This is a genomic window from Wenxinia marina DSM 24838 (genome assembly GCF_000379485.1).
Lineage (GTDB): Bacteria > Pseudomonadota > Alphaproteobacteria > Rhodobacterales > Rhodobacteraceae > Wenxinia > Wenxinia marina.
Window position 1 is genome coordinate 100,741 of record NZ_KB902288.1, and the last position, 16,288, is coordinate 117,028.

Here is a 16,288-nt window from a genome sequence, read left to right on the forward strand (position 1 = left end):
CCCGCAGCCGGGGTCGACAGGCCACGGCCTGAGCGGGTCCGGCCCGCTGGCGCGGCGGGCCGACGCGTAGGGTGGGCGAAACCCACCATGGCGAACGTGCCGGGTGGGTTTCACCCACCCGGCAGGGGCAACCTCAGGTCCGCGACCACCGGGTAATGATCCGTCGGCCACTCCCCGTCGAACCGGCGGCGCACCACGACCGGCTCCCCCACCACCTCCACCCCGTCGCTCACGCCGACATGGTCGATCGCGCCGAAGAGGTTGATCCCCCGGTCAAAATGGTAGGTCGCGCCCGACACGTCCGCGAAGGTCAGGCCGGCGCCCTCCAGCACCGCCATCGTGCGCGATCCGTGCAGTGCGTTCAGGTCGCCGAGCAGGATCACCGGCCCCTCGGCCTGCATAGGCGCGATCCGCTCGGCCACCAGCGCGGCGGACAGCATCCGGTTCGATCCGCTGCGATACTCGAAATGCACGTTCATCACCGTGAAGGCCGCTCCGTCCTCTGGCGTGAACCGCGCCCACGAGGCGAAGGCGGGCCAGGAGCCGTCGAAGGTGCGGGAATAGATCACGTCCGGCGTGTCGGAGAAGAAGAACCAGCCCTGTGCCTCGACCTCCAGCGCGTCCCGGCGGTAGAGGATCGGCTGGGTCGAGGGGAACTCCCGCGGGTCGCCCACCGCGGCGGCGGCGTAGCCGGGGTTCCGCTCCAGAAGCCAGTCGAGGGCGAGGTTCACGTCCGTCCCCTCGCCGCCGCCGAAGCTCTCCATCTCCTGGAACGCCACGAGGTCGGCATCCAGCGCCTTGAAGGCGAGGTCGAGCGGACCCCGCCGCACCTCCCAGTCGCCGACCGACCAGGGGCCCTCGTCCGCACGCAGGCGGATGTAATGCACGTTCAGCGTCGCCACCCTGAGAGCGCCCTCCGAGCGAGGCGGCACGCCCTCGTCCCCGCCCAGCGCCACCTGCAACGCGCAGGCGACGAGCGCGAGCATCGCGACGAGCGCGAGGAGGCCGCGCAGGATCCAGCGCACCGCCCTCACGTCCGCGTCCGTCCCGTCCGCTTCCCCTGACCGGCGCGAGCGGGTAGGTAGGCCGCCAGAGCAGTCGCCCGAGGCAGTCCCGCCCGCATGAAACCGATCCGTCTCGTCCAGGGCTTCCTGACCGTGGGGGTCTGGACGCTGGCCAGCCGCGTGCTCGGCTTCGCCCGCGACATCCTCATCGCCGCCTTCCTCGGCACCGGGCCGATCGCCGAGGCGTTCCTGATCGCGTTCTCGCTGCCCAACATGTTCCGCCGCTTCTTCGCCGAAGGTGCCTTCAACATGGCCTTCGTGCCGATGTTCGCCAAGAAGCTGGAGGCGGGGGACGAGCCGGAGCGCTTCGCGCGCGAGGCGTTCGTCGGGATGACCGTGCTGCTGACGACCTTCACCATCCTCGGCATCGTCGCGATGCCGGCGCTGGTCTGGCTGATGGCGTCCGGCTTCGTGGGCGACGAGCGGTTCACGCTGGCGGTGGAATACGGGCGCATCGCGTTTCCCTACATCCTCTTCATCTCGCTCGCCGCGCTGCTGTCGGGGGTCCTCAACGCGACGGGGCGGTTCGTCGCGGCGGCGGCGGCGCCGGTCCTGCTGAACGTCGTCTTCATCGTCGCGATGGTGGTCGGCTGGCTGTTCGGCCGGCCGATGGAGGAGTCGCTCGGGACCGGGATCGACAACCTCCTCGGCCTGCGGGTCGGCGACACGCTCGCGGCCTCGGTGCCGATCGCGGGGGCGGCGCAGCTGCTGCTGGTCTGGTGGGCGGCGCACCGGGCCGGCTTCTCGATGCGGGCGCTGCGGCCGCGGCTGACGCCCGACCTGCGGCGGCTCGCGATCATCGCGCTGCCGGCGATGCTGGCGGGCGGGGTGGTGCAGATCAACCTGCTGATCGGGCGGCAGGTGGCGAGCCATTTCGAGGGCGCGGTCGCCTGGCTCAGCTACGCCGACCGGCTGTACCAGCTGCCGCTCGGCGTCATCGGCATCGCGGTCGGCGTGGTGCTGCTGCCCGACCTGTCGCGACGCCTGCGCGCCGGCGACACGATCGGCGGGCGCGACGCGTTCAGCCGCGCGGCGGAGTTCTCGCTGGCGCTCACCATCCCCGCCACGATCGCGCTGCTCGTCGTGCCGCTGCCGCTGGTGTCGGTCCTGTTCGAGCGGGGCGCGTTCGACAGCGACGACGCGGCGGCGACGGCCTTCGCGGTGGCGGTCTACGGCCTCGGCCTGCCGGCTTTCGTGCTGCAGAAGTGCTACCAGCCCCTGTTCTACGCGCGCGAGGACACGCGGCGGCCCTTCTACTACGCGCTCGTCGCGCTGGTGGTGAACGCGGCCGTCGCGGTCGGGCTGGCGCCGGTGATCGGCTACATCGCCGCGGCGCTGGGCACGACGCTGGCCGGCTGGGCGATGGTGGTGACGCTGCGCATCGGCGCCCGCGGCATGGGCGAGGCGGCGCGGCTGGACGACCGGTTCCGGCGGCGGATCTGGCGGATCGTGCTGGCGAGCGTGGCGATGGGCGGGATCCTGTGGGCGCTGTCGGCCACGCTGACGCCGTTCCTGATGACGCCCGGCTCGCGCGGCTGGGCGCTGGCGCTGCTCGTGGCGGCGGGGATCGTGATCTACTTCGCGTTCGGGCAGCTGTTCGGCGCGTTCCGGCTGGCGGAGTTCCGGCGGGCGATGCGGCGGTAGGTCGTCGGCCTTGCAGGCTTTGCGCCAAGGGAGGGCGGCGGCTGGCCGCGGGCAGACGCTCCGACGTCTCCGGATCGCGGTTTATCTAAGTTTGCCCGGACGATCCTGAAATGTCGCGCCTGCCGCGAGGAAGCGTCTGGCCGGGGGGCGGCCAGACGCTGCCCGGGCCGCTTGCGCGGCTGATTCCGGGCGGGTGAGGTCCGGAGGGGAAGGTTAAAGAGATTGCGGCCGGCCAGGCTCAACCCGTCCCGGACCTGACCCGGCCGGGGGGCGGCCATACGCTGCCCGGGCCGCTGACGCGGCTGATTCCGGGCGGGGAGGTCCGGAGAGGCGAGAAGTGGGCCGTAAGCTTCCGGAATACCCGTCCCGGGCCTGACCCGGGACCTCGACGCGCCGGAGCACTTCTCCCGCGGGGCCCCGGCTCAAGGCCGGGGCGGGGCGTGAGGGACGGTGAGGCTGGTCTGCCTACCCCCGCGCCCGCATCCGCTCCACGAACCCGCTCCACCCGCCGGGCGCCAGCAGGACCGACGACGCGAAGCCGGTGACGAAGCCCGCCACCTCGGCCACCCAGACCGGGCTGGCGCCGAACAGCAGCGAGAAGGCCAGCTGGAACGCCATCAGCACCCCGATGAGGCGGAAGGCCGTCAGCCGGTTCTGCCCCAGTCCCCCCAGCTTGAGCCACAGCAGGTACGTGAATGCGCCGATCAGCCCGTAGACCGCCGGGAACAGTCCGATCAGGGCGATCGGCCCCGAGAAGATCGCGCAGAACGCCACGGCCCCCATGACGGTGCACAGCAGCAGCAGGATCGCCAGAGCGACGGGGTGGAAGATCTCGCCCACGAACTTGCCGAGCGCGAGCAGCAGCGCGATCCCGAACAGGGCCGGCGTGACGCCGCCCTGGATGAAGGCGTAGGTCACGAACCGGCGGACGAGGTCGAAGGACCAGTCGCCGCGATAGGCCACCTGCTCGAACACCAGGGGCGAGACGCCCCAGTCGGCCACCGCCTGCGAGCGCCAGCCCACGGCCGCCGGTCCGCCGACCAGCCCCTCGGCGCCGAGGGCGAGGATCGCCTCGACCAGCGCCGCGACGATCGTAAGCGCCACGACGAGCGGGGGCACCGCGCCGAACGGGCTCTCCTCCTGCATGGGACCTCCGGTTGACGCCCTGACCGCCCCTCGGTAAGCGAGGCCGGCCCCGTTGACCAGCGAGCTGCCCCCATGACCGAGCCGACGTTCGCCCCCCGTGTCTTTTCCGGCATCAAGCCGTCCGGCGGCCTGACGCTGGGCAACTACCTCGGCGCGATCAAGCGCTTCGTCGAGATGGCGGACGGGGAGTTCGAGACGATCTACTGCGTCGTCGACCTGCACGCGATCACCGTCTGGCAGGACCCGGCCGAGCTGACGCAGGCCACGCGCGAGGTCGCGGCCGGCTACATCGCCAGCGGCATCGACCCCGAGAAATCCATCCTGTTCAATCAGGCCGCCGTGTCGGGCCATGCCGAGCTGGCCTGGATCTTCAACTGCGTCGCGCGGGTCGGCTGGATGAACCGGATGACCCAGTTCAAGGAGAAGGCGGGGAAGAACGCCGAAGCGGTCAGCCTCGGCCTCTACGCCTACCCGGCGCTGATGGCGGCCGACATCCTGCTCTATCACGCGACCCACGTCCCCGTCGGCGAGGACCAGAAGCAGCATGTGGAGCTGACCCGCGACATCGCGGCCAAGTTCAACCACGACTACAGGACCGACTTCTTCCCCCTCACCGAGCCGGTGATCGAGGGGCCGGCGATGCGGGTGATGAACCTGCGGGACGGGACCAAGAAGATGTCCAAGTCCGGCGAGTCCGACATGGAGCGGATCAACATGCTGGACGACGCCGACACCATCGCGAAGAAGTTCAGGAAGGCGCGGACCGATCCCGCCCCGATCCCCGGAAAGGTGAAGGAGCTGGCGGACCGGCCCGAGGCCCGCAACCTCGTCGAGATCTACGCCGCCCTGTCGGGCACCAGCGCCGAGGCGGTGCTGGCCGAGCACGAGGGCGCGGGCTGGGGAGCCTTCAAGCCGGCCCTCGCCGACCTCGCCGTCGCGCGGCTGGGGCCGATCTCGGACGAGATGCGGCGGCTGCTGGATGACCCGGCCGAGATCGACCGCACGCTCGCCCGCGGGGCCGAGCGGGCGCGGCAGGTCGCGGCGCCGATCCTGGCGAAGACCTACGAGATCGTGGGGCTGGTGCGCGGCTGAGGTTCTGCTCGGACCGTCACGAATCCTTTACCGACTCGCCGGATAACGGGGCCGGGCGCTGTCCCCGCGCCTGCCGGCCCGGCCTCTCTGCGGCCGCCCGGTCGTCGCCCGCACCCCGGGCGGCGCTGTCCCATCGGCCGTCCCTGCCGATGTTCCCTTCCCGCCTCCCGCGCCGACCCGCGTGGGGGGCGGGCCCACCGCCCGAGCCGGGCTTCAGGCCCGCGTGCGCGGGGCCCGGCCCGAAGGCAGGAGCGCCGCCCTCAGCGCGCCCGCATCGCCTCGGCCAGCTCCCGGATAAGCCGCAGCTCGTCCGAGATCGCCCCCTCGATCGAAAATCCGTCGTCCGGCACCGCCCCCGGATCCTCGTCGTAGCCCTCGAAATGGTCCCGGTCGGCGAGGTACGCGTCGAGCGCCGGGCTCTTCAGCTCGGCCACGATCCGGGCGAGGACCTTGCGCTGGGCGAGGAGTCGCCCCTCGAGCGTGGCGGCGGTGGCGGGATCGGTCATGGGCGGCTCCGCTGATCTGTTCGCGATCACTCTAGCGCAGCCCGGCGGCCTGGTCAGGCCCCGCGCGACGGAGGGGCCGCCTACTCGCGCGTTTCGTCCGGATCGACGCCCCAGAGCGCGCTCTTCGGCGCCCAGCCGCGGAAGCCGCCGGCGCTGAGCCAGCACCAGTCGATCTCGCACTCGCCGAGCCGTGCGATCACTCCGGCCTCCAGCCGCGCCACCTCGGCCGCGTCGGGATCGGGGCGCACCCGCAGGGGCAGCAGGTCCTCGTCCACGATCACCGTCCGGACCCCGGACAGCAGCGCGTAATGGACCCAGCCGCCCAGCCCCTCGCGGTCGACCACGCGGCGCCAGTGGCCGTACTCGGCGACGATCTGCAGCGGCATGTCGCGGCGGACGAAGACCCAGTCGATCCGGTGCGACAGCGACGGGCCGCGGCGGACGTTGCCTTCCTCGACCTTCAGCGAGACGTAGCGGGGGAGGGGCAGGTTCGTCTCGGGCCCGATGGTCGGCGCGGCGGGCGCGGCGACCGGCATCACGTCCTCGGGCCGCAGCGCCACGGGCCGCGCCTCGGGGCGGGCGTCGGCGTCGACCGTGCCGGCCTCCGCCGCGGTCGCCATCGCGGCGTCGGCGGCCAGCGTCTCCGCCGTCAGGTCCACCGGCCTCGGCCGCGGCCGCATCTGCTCTGCCGCCGCCGCGCCGGCAACGCCCAGCGCCAGCGCCGCCGCGACCGCCAGTCCCGTCCTGCCGCCCGTCCGTGTCATGTCCCGCTCGCCCGATGGGCCGGGATGCTTGTGCCCCGGCGCCTTTTGGGGGCAACTTGCGCCTCGGGACGGGGAAAGCACAAGCGAAGGGCCGCGCCAGATGCCGGGGAAGCGACTGACTGTTGTCGTCACGCGACGGTTGCCCGAGGCGGTGGAGACGCGGATGCGCGAACTGTTCGACGCCCGCCTCAGCCCGGACGACGTGCCGATGACCCGCGAGGCGCTGGCCGAGGCGCTGCAGGACGCCGACGTGGTGGTGCCGACGCTGGTGGACCGGATCGACGCCGCCCTCCTCGCGCAGGCCGGCGAGCGGCTGAAGCTGATCGCGAACTACGGCGCCGGGGTCGACCACATCGACGTCGCCACCGCCCGCCAGCGCGGCATCCTCGTCTCGAACACGCCGGGCGTGGTGACCGAGGACACGGCCGACATGACGATGGCGCTGATCCTCGGCGTCACCCGGCGGATTCCCGAAGGACTCGCCGTCATGCAGGCCGGCGACTGGCCGGGCTGGGCGCCGACCGCGATGCTGGGCGGCCGGATCGCCGGCCGGCGTCTCGGCATCCTCGGCATGGGCCGGATCGGCCAGGCCGTGGCGCGGCGGGCCCGCGCCTTCGGGATGCAGGTGCACTACCACAACCGCAAACGCCTGCGCCCCGAGATCGAGGAGGGGCTGGAGGCGACCTACTGGGAGAGCCTCGACCAGATGGTCGCCCGGGTGGACGTGCTGTCGATCAACTGCCCGCACACGCCGTCGACGTTCCACCTGATGAACGCCCGCCGGCTGAAGTTGATGAAGCCGTCGGCGGTGATCGTGAACACCTCGCGCGGTGAGGTGATCGACGAGAACGCGCTCACCCGGATGCTGCGCGCCGGCGAGATCGCGGGCGCGGGACTCGACGTCTACGAGCACGGCTCGCACATCAATCCGCGCCTGCGCAAGCTGTCCAACGTCGTGCTGCTGCCGCACATGGGCTCGGCCACCGTGGAGGGGCGGGTCGAGATGGGCGAGAAGGTGATCATCAACATCAAGACCTTCGAGGACGGCCACCGGCCGCCCGACCTCGTGGTGCCCGGCATGATGTAGGGTGGGTGAAACCTCCCGCGCCGTCATCGTCGGCCTGATCCTGCCATCGACCCTGCGTCCCCGCGCCCCGGAGGGTGGGTGAAACCCACCACCCCCGCACACGCCTGCCCGCGGTTGCAGCCTCCGGCCGCCTTGGCTACAGCGCCCGGCCATGAGATCCGACCGCCACAAATCCGGCGCGCCCTGGCGCAACTTTCACGGCCGCGTCCACGGCAAGACGCTGCGGCCGCGCCAGCGCGAGATGCTGGACGAAGACCTCGCGCCGCTGTCGCCCGGGCCGGTCGGCTGGGAGGAGAACCCGGACCGGCGGCCGCTCGACCTCGCCGCCCGGTTCCCCGGCGCGCGGGAGATCTGGGTCGAGATCGGCTTCGGCGGCGGCGAGCACCTCGTCGCGATGGCGGCGCGCCATCCGCAGGTCGCGATCCTCGGCGCCGAGCCGTTCGTGAACGGCGTCGCCATGCTGCTGCGGCAGATCCGAGAGGCGGGGGTGCAGAACCTCGCCATCCATCCTGGCGACGTGCGCGACCTCTTCGACGTTCTGCCGGAGGGGAGCGCCGCGAAGGCGTTCCTCAACTACCCCGACCCTTGGCCCAAGCAGCGCCACCACAAGCGCCGCTTCGTCACGCCCGGCTACCTGTCCGCGCTGCACCGGGTGCTGGCGCCGGGCGCGGAGTTCCGCGTGGCGACCGACATCCCGGACTACGTCCGCCAGACGCTGAAGGAGGTCCCCGCCGCCGGCTTCGTGCGCGAGGATCATCCGACCGACCGGGCCTGGAACGACTGGCCCTCCACCCGCTACGAGCAGAAGGCGCTGCGCGAGGGACGGGCGCCGCACTACCTGACGTTCCGGAGGGTGTAAGGGGCGGGGACCTGATCGGCTCGGGTCTGACCCGGGCCTTGCGCGGGACGGGCGCCCTGTCGGTTGGGGTCCCGGGTCAGGCCCGGGACGGGTGGTCCTCGTGGCTCCCGCCGGGTCAGGCCCGGGACGGGTGGTCCTTGTGGCTCCCGCCGGGTCAGGCCCGGGACGGGTGGTCCTTGTGGCTCCCGCCGGGTCAGGCCCGGGACGGTGGTCCTTGTGGCTCCCGCCGGGTCAGGCTCGGGACGGGTGGTCCTTGTGGCTCCCGCCGGGTCAGGCCCGGGACGGGTGGTCCTTGTGGCTCCCGCCCCGGCCTCGAGCCGGGGCCTCGCCCCGCCGGGTTGCGAACTGCAAGGCTGGCCGGATCAGGAACCAGGTCCAGCCCGACGTTCCAGCCTTCGCGTGTAGACCTGCGGCACCCGGCCCGGAAACAGCCGCGCCAGCGGCCCGGGCAGCGTCCCGCCGCCCCCCGGCCAGACGCTTCCGCGCCACCTGCGAGACGATCGCGGTCTGGCGAGGGTGGCGGGATGTATCGCCGCCACCGCAGCGTAGGAGCCTCTGACCGCGGCCAGACGCTGCCCTTGCGTCGCGGTGCGATATCCCGCCGGTTGCTCGGCATGCCCGCCCGCCCCGCCGATGGACGCCCGCCGCCGGCTCCGATAGACACCCCGCGAACGGGCGAGGGAGAGACCCATGTCAGGCCACGGCGAGCCGATCCCGATGATCTCGCAGCGGGGCGCCCCGCTGACGGGCGAGGCGCACGTCCCCGGCGACAAGTCGATCTCGCACCGCTCGCTGATCCTCGGCGCGCTTGCGGTGGGCGAGACCCGCGTCACCGGCCTCCTGGAAGGGCAGGACGTCCTCGACACCGCCGCGGCGATGCGCGCCTTCGGCGCGGACGTCACGCGTGAGGGGGACGGCACCTGGTCGATCCACGGCGTCGGCACCGGCGGCTTCGGCGAGCCGGACAAGGTCATCGACTGCGGCAATTCCGGCACCGGCGTCCGGCTCATCATGGGCGCGATGGCGACCTCGCCCATCGCCGCGACCTTCACCGGCGACGCGTCCCTGTGCAGCCGCCCGATGGGCCGCGTGACCGATCCGCTGTCGCTGTTCGGCACCCGCGCCGTCGGCCGGACCGGCGGTCGCCTGCCGATGACGCTGGTCGGCGCGGCCGACCCGGTGCCGGTGCGCTACACGCTTCCGGTGCCGTCCGCTCAGGTGAAGTCGGCGATCCTCCTCGCCGGCCTGAACGCCCCGGGCGAGACCGTGGTGATCGAGCCCGAGCCGACGCGCGACCATACCGAGCGGATGCTCGCCGGCTTTGGCGCGACGGTGACCTCCGAGGCCGGCCCCGAGGGCCGCGTCATCACGCTGAAAGGCCAGCCCGAGCTGCGGCCGCAGACCATCGTCGTGCCGCGCGACCCGTCCTCCGCCGCGTTCCCGGTCTGCGCCGCGCTGATCGCCGAGGGCTCGGACGTCCTCGTCCCCAACATCGGGCTCAACCCCACCCGCGCCGGCCTCTACGCCACGCTGCGCGAGATGGGCGCCGACCTGACCTTCGAGAACGAACGCGAGGAGGGCGGCGAGCCCGTCGCCGACCTGCGCGCCCGCTTCTCGCCGGCGATGACCGGCGTGGAGGTGCCGCCCGAGCGGGCCGCCAGCATGATCGACGAGTATCCCGTCCTCTCGGTCGTCGCGGCCTTCGCGACCGGGCCGACCGTGATGCGCGGCGTCAAGGAGCTGCGCGTGAAGGAGAGCGACCGGATCGACGCGATGGCCGCCGGGCTGCGTGCGGCGGGCGTCGAGGTGGAGGAAGGGCCGGACTGGTGGATCGTCCACGGTCGCGGTATGGGCGGCGTCCGGGGCGGGGCCGCAGTCGCCAGCCGCCTCGACCACCGGATCGCGATGTCGTTCCTGGTCATGGGCCTCGCCACGCAGCGGCCGATGCGGGTCGACGACGGCGGCCCCATCGCCACCTCGTTCCCGGTGTTCGAGCCTCTGATGACCGGCCTCGGCGCCGCGATCGGCCGCGAGATGGCGGAGGCGTGATGCGCGTCCTCGTCTCCCTCGCCGGCCTCGCCGTCCTCATCGCCTGCACGATCCTCGTGTTCACGATGGTCACGATCCTGATGCCCGCCGCCGGCGGCCAGTGGCCGTTCGACCTGCGCGTCACCGGCTACACCGTGCCCGAGGCGACGGCCTACCTGACCGCGCTGAATGACGCGGGGCGCGAGGCGATCCGGACCACGATGGCCCTGTGGGACACCGTGCTGCCGGTCGCGCTGACGGTGTTCCTGGCGCTGCTCTGCCTCGGCCAGCGCGGCAAGCTGGGCTGGCTGGGAGTCCTCGCGGCCCTCGCCTACGGTGCGGCGGACCTGGCCGAGAACGCGGCGATCCTTCGGCTGATCGACGGGTCGGTGCCGCCGGACCCGCTGACCGTCACCGGCGCCAGCACGCTGACCATGGCGAAGTATGCGGCGCTGCTGCTGGCCTGCCTGTTCTACCTGCTCGCCCGCCTGCGGGGGCCGCGGCGATGAGGTTCACCGTGGCCATCGACGGCCCCGCCGCCGCGGGCAAGGGCACGATCGGCCGGCGCGTGGCGCAGCGGTTCGGCTTCGCCCATCTCGACACCGGGCTGCTGTACCGCGCCGTCGGCGCCAAGGTGCTGGCGGGGGCCGAGCCCGAGGCGGCGGCGCGGGCGCTGACGCCCGAGGACCTGTCAGGTCCCGGCCTGCGCACGCCGGAGGTCGCGCAGGCGGCCAGCCGGGTGGCGGCGGTGCCGCAGGTGCGCGCCGCCCTCGTCGACTTCCAGCGCGACTTCGCCAGGGCCGAGGGCGGCGCCGTCCTCGACGGGCGCGACATCGGCACGGTGATCTGCCCCGGCGCCGAGGTGAAGCTCTTCGTCACCGCCAGCGCCGAGTGCCGAGCCGAGCGGCGGCTGGCCGAGCTGGTGGCCGCGGGGCACGACATCGGCTTCGAGACGGTCCTGGAGGACGTGAAGGCCCGCGACGCCCGCGATACCGGTCGCAACGACGCGCCCCTCGTCGCGGCCAACGACGCCCTCGTCCTCGACACGACCACGCTCGATGTCGAGCAGGCGGTGGCGCAGGCTATCGCGGCGGTCGAGGCCAAGCTGCGCTAGCCGCCGAGCGCGCTCAGCAGCAGCGACAGCACCAGGCCGATCGCAACCGCGACGCCGGTCCAGTAGCTGTCCTCGCGGAAGGCGCCCGGAAACACCTCGGTCGCGAGAGAGGCGACGACGGCGCCCGCCGCCACGCAGCGGATCGCCGACAGCGTGTCGTCGGGCGCGCCCCGCAGCAGCAGGTTTCCGGCCAGCGCCGCCGCGACGAGGATCGCCGCGACGCCGCCCCACAGCGCCATCACCCGGCCCTTCTTCCAGCCGTCCTGCACCATGTCGCGGCCGGCGCCCGCTGCCTCGGGCAGGTTCGACAGGAAGATCGACCCCGCGAGCGCCGCGACCTCCAGCGGCCCGGCGCCGATCAGCGCGGTGCCGAGGGCGAGGTTCTCGGGGATGCCGTCGAACGTCACGGCGAGGGCGAGGCCGATGCCGCCGCCGCCCGACGTCAATTTTTCCAGCCCCCAGTCGAGGCCGGTGAACCCCACCGCCCCCACGAGCACCCACAGGCCCACTATCGGCACCGCGATCACGTCGGCCGCGGGCTCGATCAGCTCGCTCATCAAGGAGGCGATGAGCGCGCCGCCCGCCAGCGCCACGAGGAACCCTTCGACACGCTTGCCCATCCCCGCCAGCGCCCCCCACGCGGCCCCTGCGAGAAGCGCGGCGGTGGTGACGGCGATGACGAGAAAGATCGTCATGCGGGCCTCACAGGAAGGTTCTGGCGGATGCCCGGTCGGGCGGGTCGAGGTGCGGGATCGCGTTGAAGGCGGACAGGTACGTCCCGCCTTCGCGCACCCGGAACCGGTGCAGGGACGAGTTGTGGATCGGCAGCAGAACGTGCGCGAGCCGTTCGGGGTCCAGTCCCAGCGCCAGCCGCATCGCCATCGCGATCACCCCGCCCGAGGTGACGCACAGGACCCGCCGCCCCGGCGTCGCCGCCTCGTCCAGCACGTCGCGCACCCGCGCCTCGAACGAGGCGAAGGGCTCGGCCCCCGCGATCTCGGCCGCGTGCCAGGCGGCGAAGGTCTGGGGCACGTGGTCGGCGAAATCCTCCGGCGTGCCGGGCGGCGGCACCTGCCGGTGCACCTGCAGGTCGCGGGCGAGGGCGAAGTAGTCCAGCTCGTTCAGGCGTTCGTCCGCCTGCTGCGGCGGAAATCGCATCGCCTCGGCCGTCTCGCGGTGGCGGCGCATGGTGCCCGACAGAACCGCGTCGAACGGCGCCTCGTTGGCGCGCAGCCATTCGCCCAGCCAGCCGGCCTGCCGGTGGCCGAGGGGCGAGAGGCGGTCGTACTCCTCCTCGGTCGCGGCGCCGGTGTTGGCCTGCCCGTGCCGCACCATCACGATCTCGCCCATGCGCCCCTCCTGCCTGTCCGGCCGGTGGTCGCACGCGGCGCACCGGGGGGCAACCGCGGCTCAGGCGCGGCGGATCGGCCAGACGGCTCTGATCGCCGGATCGCGCAGCCAGAGGCCCGCCCACATCCAGATGCCCAGATACACGCTGAACAGCGTGTGCGAGTAGAGCGGGCTGCCCGCCCGCATCTGCGTGATGATCGCCCCGCCGAGCAGCGCCATCGTCAGCGTCGCGGCGAGGAGGCCGGTGCGCGGGATCAGGAACAGAACCGCCAGCACCAGCTCCAGCACTCCGATCCAGACCGTCGGCGCCTCGGGCCAGCCGAGGTCCGCCATCGTCTGCGCGCCGACGTCCAGCGCCAGCTTGGGCACCGCCGAGGCGCCGATCAGGAACAGCGCGAACAGCGCGGACAGGATCCAGCCGGTGAGGATGAGGGGGCGGTCGGACATGGGGAGCTCCACGGTGGTTGACAGATCTATTGATATCAACCTTTATCCGACGCCTGTGACAAGAGGATTTCTCCACATGAGCGACGAGACCTGGGCCGGCACCCCGACGGCGACGACCCTGTTCTGCGAGGACCTGCCGGCGACGGTCGACTTCTACCGCCGCTTCCTCGGCCAGGCCCCGATCTTCGAGGACGACAGTTCCTGCGTCTTCCGGATCGGCGAGACCATGATCAACCTGCTGCACGTGCAGGCCGTACCCGAACTGATCGACCCCGCGCCGATGGCGGCGCCGGGCGTCCGCGCCGTCTACACGATCGGCGTCGAGGACGTGGACGCGGCCTGCGCGCGGCTGGAGGGGCAGGGGATCGCCCTGCTCAACGGGCCGATGGACCGGCCCTGGAGCATCCGGACCGCCAGCGTGCAGGACCCGTCCGGCCATGTCTGGGAACTCGCACGGTGAGGTTGCGTCCCGCGTCCCCAGGCGTGACAACGGGCGCATGACGGAGACCGAGATCGATCTGGCGACCTGGGACCGGGCGGAGCACTTCCGCCTGTTCCGCTCGTACGAGCGGCCGCACTTCTCCGTCACCTCGCGCGTCGAGGTCACGCGATTCCGCGAGGCACGGCGCCTGCGCGGCGTCTCGCTCTATCGCGCCACGCTCTTCGCCGTGGGGGCGGGGATCGCCGCGACGCCCGCCCTGCGCACCCGCTTCCGCGGCGACCGGGTGGTGCGCCACGACCGGATCGACCTGTCGATGTCGGTGCCGCGCCCGGACGGCACCTTCGGCTACGGCTACGTCCCCTTCGATCCGGACTTCGGCACCTTCGACGCGGAGGCCGCATCCCGGATCGCCGAGGCCGAGAAGGCGACCGCCCTCGGCGCCAACGACGGCGCCGCCCGGGACGACGTCGCCTATGCCTCGTGCCTGCCGTGGATCGATTTCACCTCGGTCACCAACGCGCTGCCGGGGCCGGACGACTGCATCCCGCGCATCGCCTGGGGCAGGATCACGGCCGGCGGCGGGCGGCTGACGATGGCGATGGCGCTCGAGGTACACCACGCCCTCGTCGACGGCCGCGACGCCGGCCGGTTCTTCGACGCCGTGCAGTCCGCGCTCGACGGCATCCCCGCGCCGCCGCTCGCCGTCTGACCGCGGCCCCCACGACTTGCCAAGCCGGGGGCGGGTGCGTATATGCGCGCGTCAGGACAAGGCGACAACGCCGCGGACGACGAGGCAAGCAGGGTCGGGACGAATGCCGGCCCTTTTCGTTTTCCGGGGAGGCCCTGACCGCAATCCGACGAAAGACCGGCGGAGACAACCGCCCGGCCCGAATAGCTGAGACAAAAGGAACCCCATAGCCACATGGCGCAAAACGCTTCCATGGAGGAATTCGAAGCCCTCCTCAACGACAGCTTCGACATCGACACCCCGACCGAGGGCAGTGTCGTCAAGGGCAAGGTCATCGCCATCGAGGCGGGACAGGCCATCATCGACGTCGGCTACAAGATGGAAGGCCGCGTCGATCTCAAGGAATTCGCGAATCCCGGCGAGACGCCCGACCTCGGCGTCGGCGACGAGGTGGAGGTCTACCTCCGCTCCGCCGAGAACGCCCGTGGCGAGGCCGTCATCTCGCGCGAGATGGCGCGCCGTGAAGAGGCCTGGGACCGGCTCGAGAAGGCGTATGCCGACGAGCAGCGGGTCGAGGGCGCGATCTTCGGCCGCGTCAAGGGCGGCTTCACCGTCGATCTCGGCGGCGCCGTGGCGTTCCTGCCCGGCTCCCAGGTCGACGTGCGCCCCGTGCGCGACGCCGGCCCGCTGATGGGCCTCAAGCAGCCGTTCCAGATCCTCAAGATGGACCGCCGCCGGGGCAACATCGTCGTCTCCCGCCGGGCGATCCTGGAAGAGAGCCGGGCCGAGCAGCGTGCCGAGGTCATCGCCAACCTCACCGAGGGCCAGACGGTCGACGGCGTGGTCAAGAACATCACCGAGTACGGCGCCTTCGTCGACCTCGGCGGCGTCGACGGCCTGCTGCACGTCACCGACATGGCGTGGCGCCGGGTCAACCACCCCTCCGAGATCCTGTCGATCGGCGAGACCATCAAGGTCCAGGTCATCAAGATCAACAAGGAGACCCACCGCATCAGCCTCGGCATGAAGCAGCTGCAGGACGATCCGTGGGATTCGGTCGAAGCCAAGTTCCCGATCGAGTCGGTGCACACCGGCCGGGTCACCAACATCACCGACTACGGCGCCTTCGTGGAGCTGGAGCCGGGGGTCGAGGGCCTCGTCCACGTGTCCGAGATGAGCTGGACCAAGAAGAACGTCCACCCCGGCAAGATCGTCTCCACCTCCCAGGAGGTCGAGGTGATGGTGCTCGAGATCGACCAGGCCAAGCGCCGGGTGTCGCTGGGTCTGAAGCAGACCATGCGCAACCCGTGGGAGGTCTTCGCCGAGTCCCACCCCGAGGGCACGGTCGTCGAGGGCGAGGTCAAGAACATCACCGAGTTCGGTCTGTTCATCGGCCTGTCCGGCGACATCGACGGCATGGTGCACCTCTCCGACCTCAGCTGGGACCAGCGGGGCGAGGACGCGATCCAGGACTACCGCAAGGGCGACATCGTCAAGGCGAAGGTCCTCGAGACTGACATCGAGAAGGAGCGCATCTCGCTCTCCATCAAGACGCTCGACGGCGACCCCTTCGCCGAGGCGATCGGTGGCGTGAAGCGCGGCTCGATCATCACGGTGAACGTGACCAAGATCGAGGATGGCGGGATCGAGGTGGAGTACGAGGGCATGAAGTCCTTCATCCGCCGCTCCGACCTCAGCCGTGACCGCTCCGAGCAGCGCCCCGAGCGCTTCCAGCCGGGGGACAAGGTCGACGTCCGCGTGACCAACGTGGACAGCAAGACCCGCAAGCTGGGCCTGTCGATCAAGGCCCGCGAGATCGCCGAAGAGAAGGAAGCGGTCGAACAGTACGGCTCGTCCGACTCCGGCGCGTCGCTGGGCGACATCCTCGGCGCGGCCCTGCGCGGCAACGACGACTGATCCGGGGCGGTCCCCTGCGGGACCGTCCAGCCCCGCCGCCCGGAGACGGGCGGCGGGGTTTTTCATGTCCGGCGCGTGTGCAGCATTTTTTCTTAATGATGCACATCTTCGTCTAGGCCAGTGTGCAGCAAAATGATATC

17 protein-coding genes are annotated in these 16,288 nt (G+C 71.8%); 10 read left to right on the top strand and 7 right to left on the bottom strand.

Features of this window, described 5'->3' with window-relative positions; all coding sequences use genetic code 11:
- Positions 1–110: 110 nt before the first annotated feature.
- A complete protein-coding gene (locus A37W_RS0109570; RefSeq protein ID WP_018302812.1) occupies positions 111–1,034 on the bottom strand; it encodes an endonuclease/exonuclease/phosphatase family protein in 924 nt (307 codons plus the stop codon).
- Positions 1,035–1,121: 87 nt separating this feature from the next.
- On the opposite strand from A37W_RS0109570, the gene murJ reads away from it, so the two are divergent.
- Complete coding sequence (gene murJ / locus A37W_RS0109575) at positions 1,122–2,708, top strand: murein biosynthesis integral membrane protein MurJ (RefSeq protein ID WP_018302813.1); 1,587 nt, start codon at positions 1,122–1,124, stop codon at positions 2,706–2,708.
- Positions 2,709–3,173: 465 nt separating this feature from the next.
- Here murJ and A37W_RS0109580 read toward each other — a convergent pair whose 3' ends face one another.
- Positions 3,174–3,854, bottom strand: coding sequence for a rhomboid family intramembrane serine protease (locus tag A37W_RS0109580; protein ID WP_018302814.1), 681 nt, complete (start codon positions 3,852–3,854; stop codon positions 3,174–3,176).
- 72 nt (positions 3,855–3,926) lie between these two features.
- Between A37W_RS0109580 and trpS the strand changes: the two genes are divergently transcribed.
- The gene (trpS, locus tag A37W_RS0109585; RefSeq protein WP_018302815.1) at positions 3,927–4,946 is read left to right on the top strand and encodes a tryptophan--tRNA ligase; all 1,020 of its coding nucleotides are present in this window, start codon (positions 3,927–3,929) and stop codon (positions 4,944–4,946) included.
- Positions 4,947–5,206: 260 nt separating this feature from the next.
- Here trpS and A37W_RS0109590 read toward each other — a convergent pair whose 3' ends face one another.
- Together A37W_RS0109590 and A37W_RS21415 are read right to left on the bottom strand one after the other, a co-directional pair.
- The gene (locus A37W_RS0109590; RefSeq protein WP_018302816.1) at positions 5,207–5,452 is read right to left on the bottom strand and encodes a hypothetical protein; all 246 of its coding nucleotides are present in this window, start codon (positions 5,450–5,452) and stop codon (positions 5,207–5,209) included.
- Positions 5,453–5,532: 80 nt separating this feature from the next.
- Positions 5,533–6,216 carry an SH3 domain-containing protein gene (locus tag A37W_RS21415; protein WP_018302817.1) on the bottom strand — a complete coding sequence of 228 codons (684 nt, stop codon included), beginning with the start codon at positions 6,214–6,216 and terminating at the stop codon, positions 5,533–5,535.
- A gap of 100 nt (positions 6,217–6,316) precedes the next feature.
- Between A37W_RS21415 and A37W_RS0109600 the strand changes: the two genes are divergently transcribed.
- From A37W_RS0109600 to A37W_RS0109620, 5 genes are all read left to right on the top strand, one after another.
- Positions 6,317–7,303, top strand: a complete 987-nt coding sequence (locus A37W_RS0109600; RefSeq protein ID WP_026198402.1) for a 2-hydroxyacid dehydrogenase — start codon at positions 6,317–6,319, stop codon at positions 7,301–7,303.
- 151 nt (positions 7,304–7,454) lie between these two features.
- A complete protein-coding gene (trmB, locus tag A37W_RS0109605; protein ID WP_018302819.1) occupies positions 7,455–8,162 on the top strand; it encodes a tRNA (guanosine(46)-N7)-methyltransferase TrmB in 708 nt (235 codons plus the stop codon).
- A gap of 690 nt (positions 8,163–8,852) precedes the next feature.
- A complete protein-coding gene (gene aroA, locus A37W_RS0109610) occupies positions 8,853–10,211 on the top strand; it encodes a 3-phosphoshikimate 1-carboxyvinyltransferase (protein ID WP_018302820.1) in 1,359 nt (452 codons plus the stop codon).
- Complete coding sequence (locus tag A37W_RS21420) at positions 10,211–10,699, top strand: hypothetical protein (RefSeq protein ID WP_018302821.1); 489 nt, start codon at positions 10,211–10,213, stop codon at positions 10,697–10,699. Before aroA ends, A37W_RS21420 begins: the two co-directional genes overlap by 1 nt.
- Entirely contained in the window at positions 10,696–11,304 is a 609-nt protein-coding gene (locus A37W_RS0109620) for a (d)CMP kinase (protein WP_018302822.1), read from the top strand. The genes A37W_RS21420 and A37W_RS0109620 overlap by 4 nt, the downstream gene beginning before the upstream one ends.
- On the opposite strand, the gene A37W_RS0109625 is transcribed toward A37W_RS0109620, so the two are convergent.
- From A37W_RS0109625 to A37W_RS0109635, 3 genes are read right to left on the bottom strand one after another with little or no spacing between them, the layout of a single operon-like run.
- Entirely contained in the window at positions 11,301–11,999 is a 699-nt protein-coding gene (locus A37W_RS0109625) for a ZIP family metal transporter (RefSeq protein WP_018302823.1), read from the bottom strand. The two genes, A37W_RS0109620 and A37W_RS0109625, sit on opposite strands and share 4 nt — an antisense overlap.
- A gap of 7 nt (positions 12,000–12,006) precedes the next feature.
- Positions 12,007–12,654: a histidine phosphatase family protein gene (locus A37W_RS0109630; RefSeq protein ID WP_018302824.1), complete on the bottom strand. Its 648-nt coding sequence runs from the start codon at positions 12,652–12,654 to the stop codon at positions 12,007–12,009.
- Positions 12,655–12,714: 60 nt separating this feature from the next.
- Positions 12,715–13,101, bottom strand: a complete 387-nt coding sequence (locus A37W_RS0109635) for a DoxX family protein (RefSeq protein ID WP_018302825.1) — start codon at positions 13,099–13,101, stop codon at positions 12,715–12,717.
- A gap of 76 nt (positions 13,102–13,177) precedes the next feature.
- Between A37W_RS0109635 and A37W_RS0109640 the strand changes: the two genes are divergently transcribed.
- The 3 genes from A37W_RS0109640 (at position 13,178) to rpsA (ending at position 16,148) form a co-directional block, all read left to right on the top strand.
- Positions 13,178–13,561 carry a VOC family protein gene (locus tag A37W_RS0109640; protein WP_018302826.1) on the top strand — a complete coding sequence of 128 codons (384 nt, stop codon included), beginning with the start codon at positions 13,178–13,180 and terminating at the stop codon, positions 13,559–13,561.
- 37 nt (positions 13,562–13,598) lie between these two features.
- Positions 13,599–14,252, top strand: coding sequence for a chloramphenicol acetyltransferase (locus tag A37W_RS0109645; RefSeq protein ID WP_018302827.1), 654 nt, complete (start codon positions 13,599–13,601; stop codon positions 14,250–14,252).
- 213 nt (positions 14,253–14,465) lie between these two features.
- A complete protein-coding gene (gene rpsA / locus A37W_RS0109650) occupies positions 14,466–16,148 on the top strand; it encodes a 30S ribosomal protein S1 (RefSeq protein WP_081617072.1) in 1,683 nt (560 codons plus the stop codon).
- Positions 16,149–16,288: the final 140 nt, after the last annotated feature.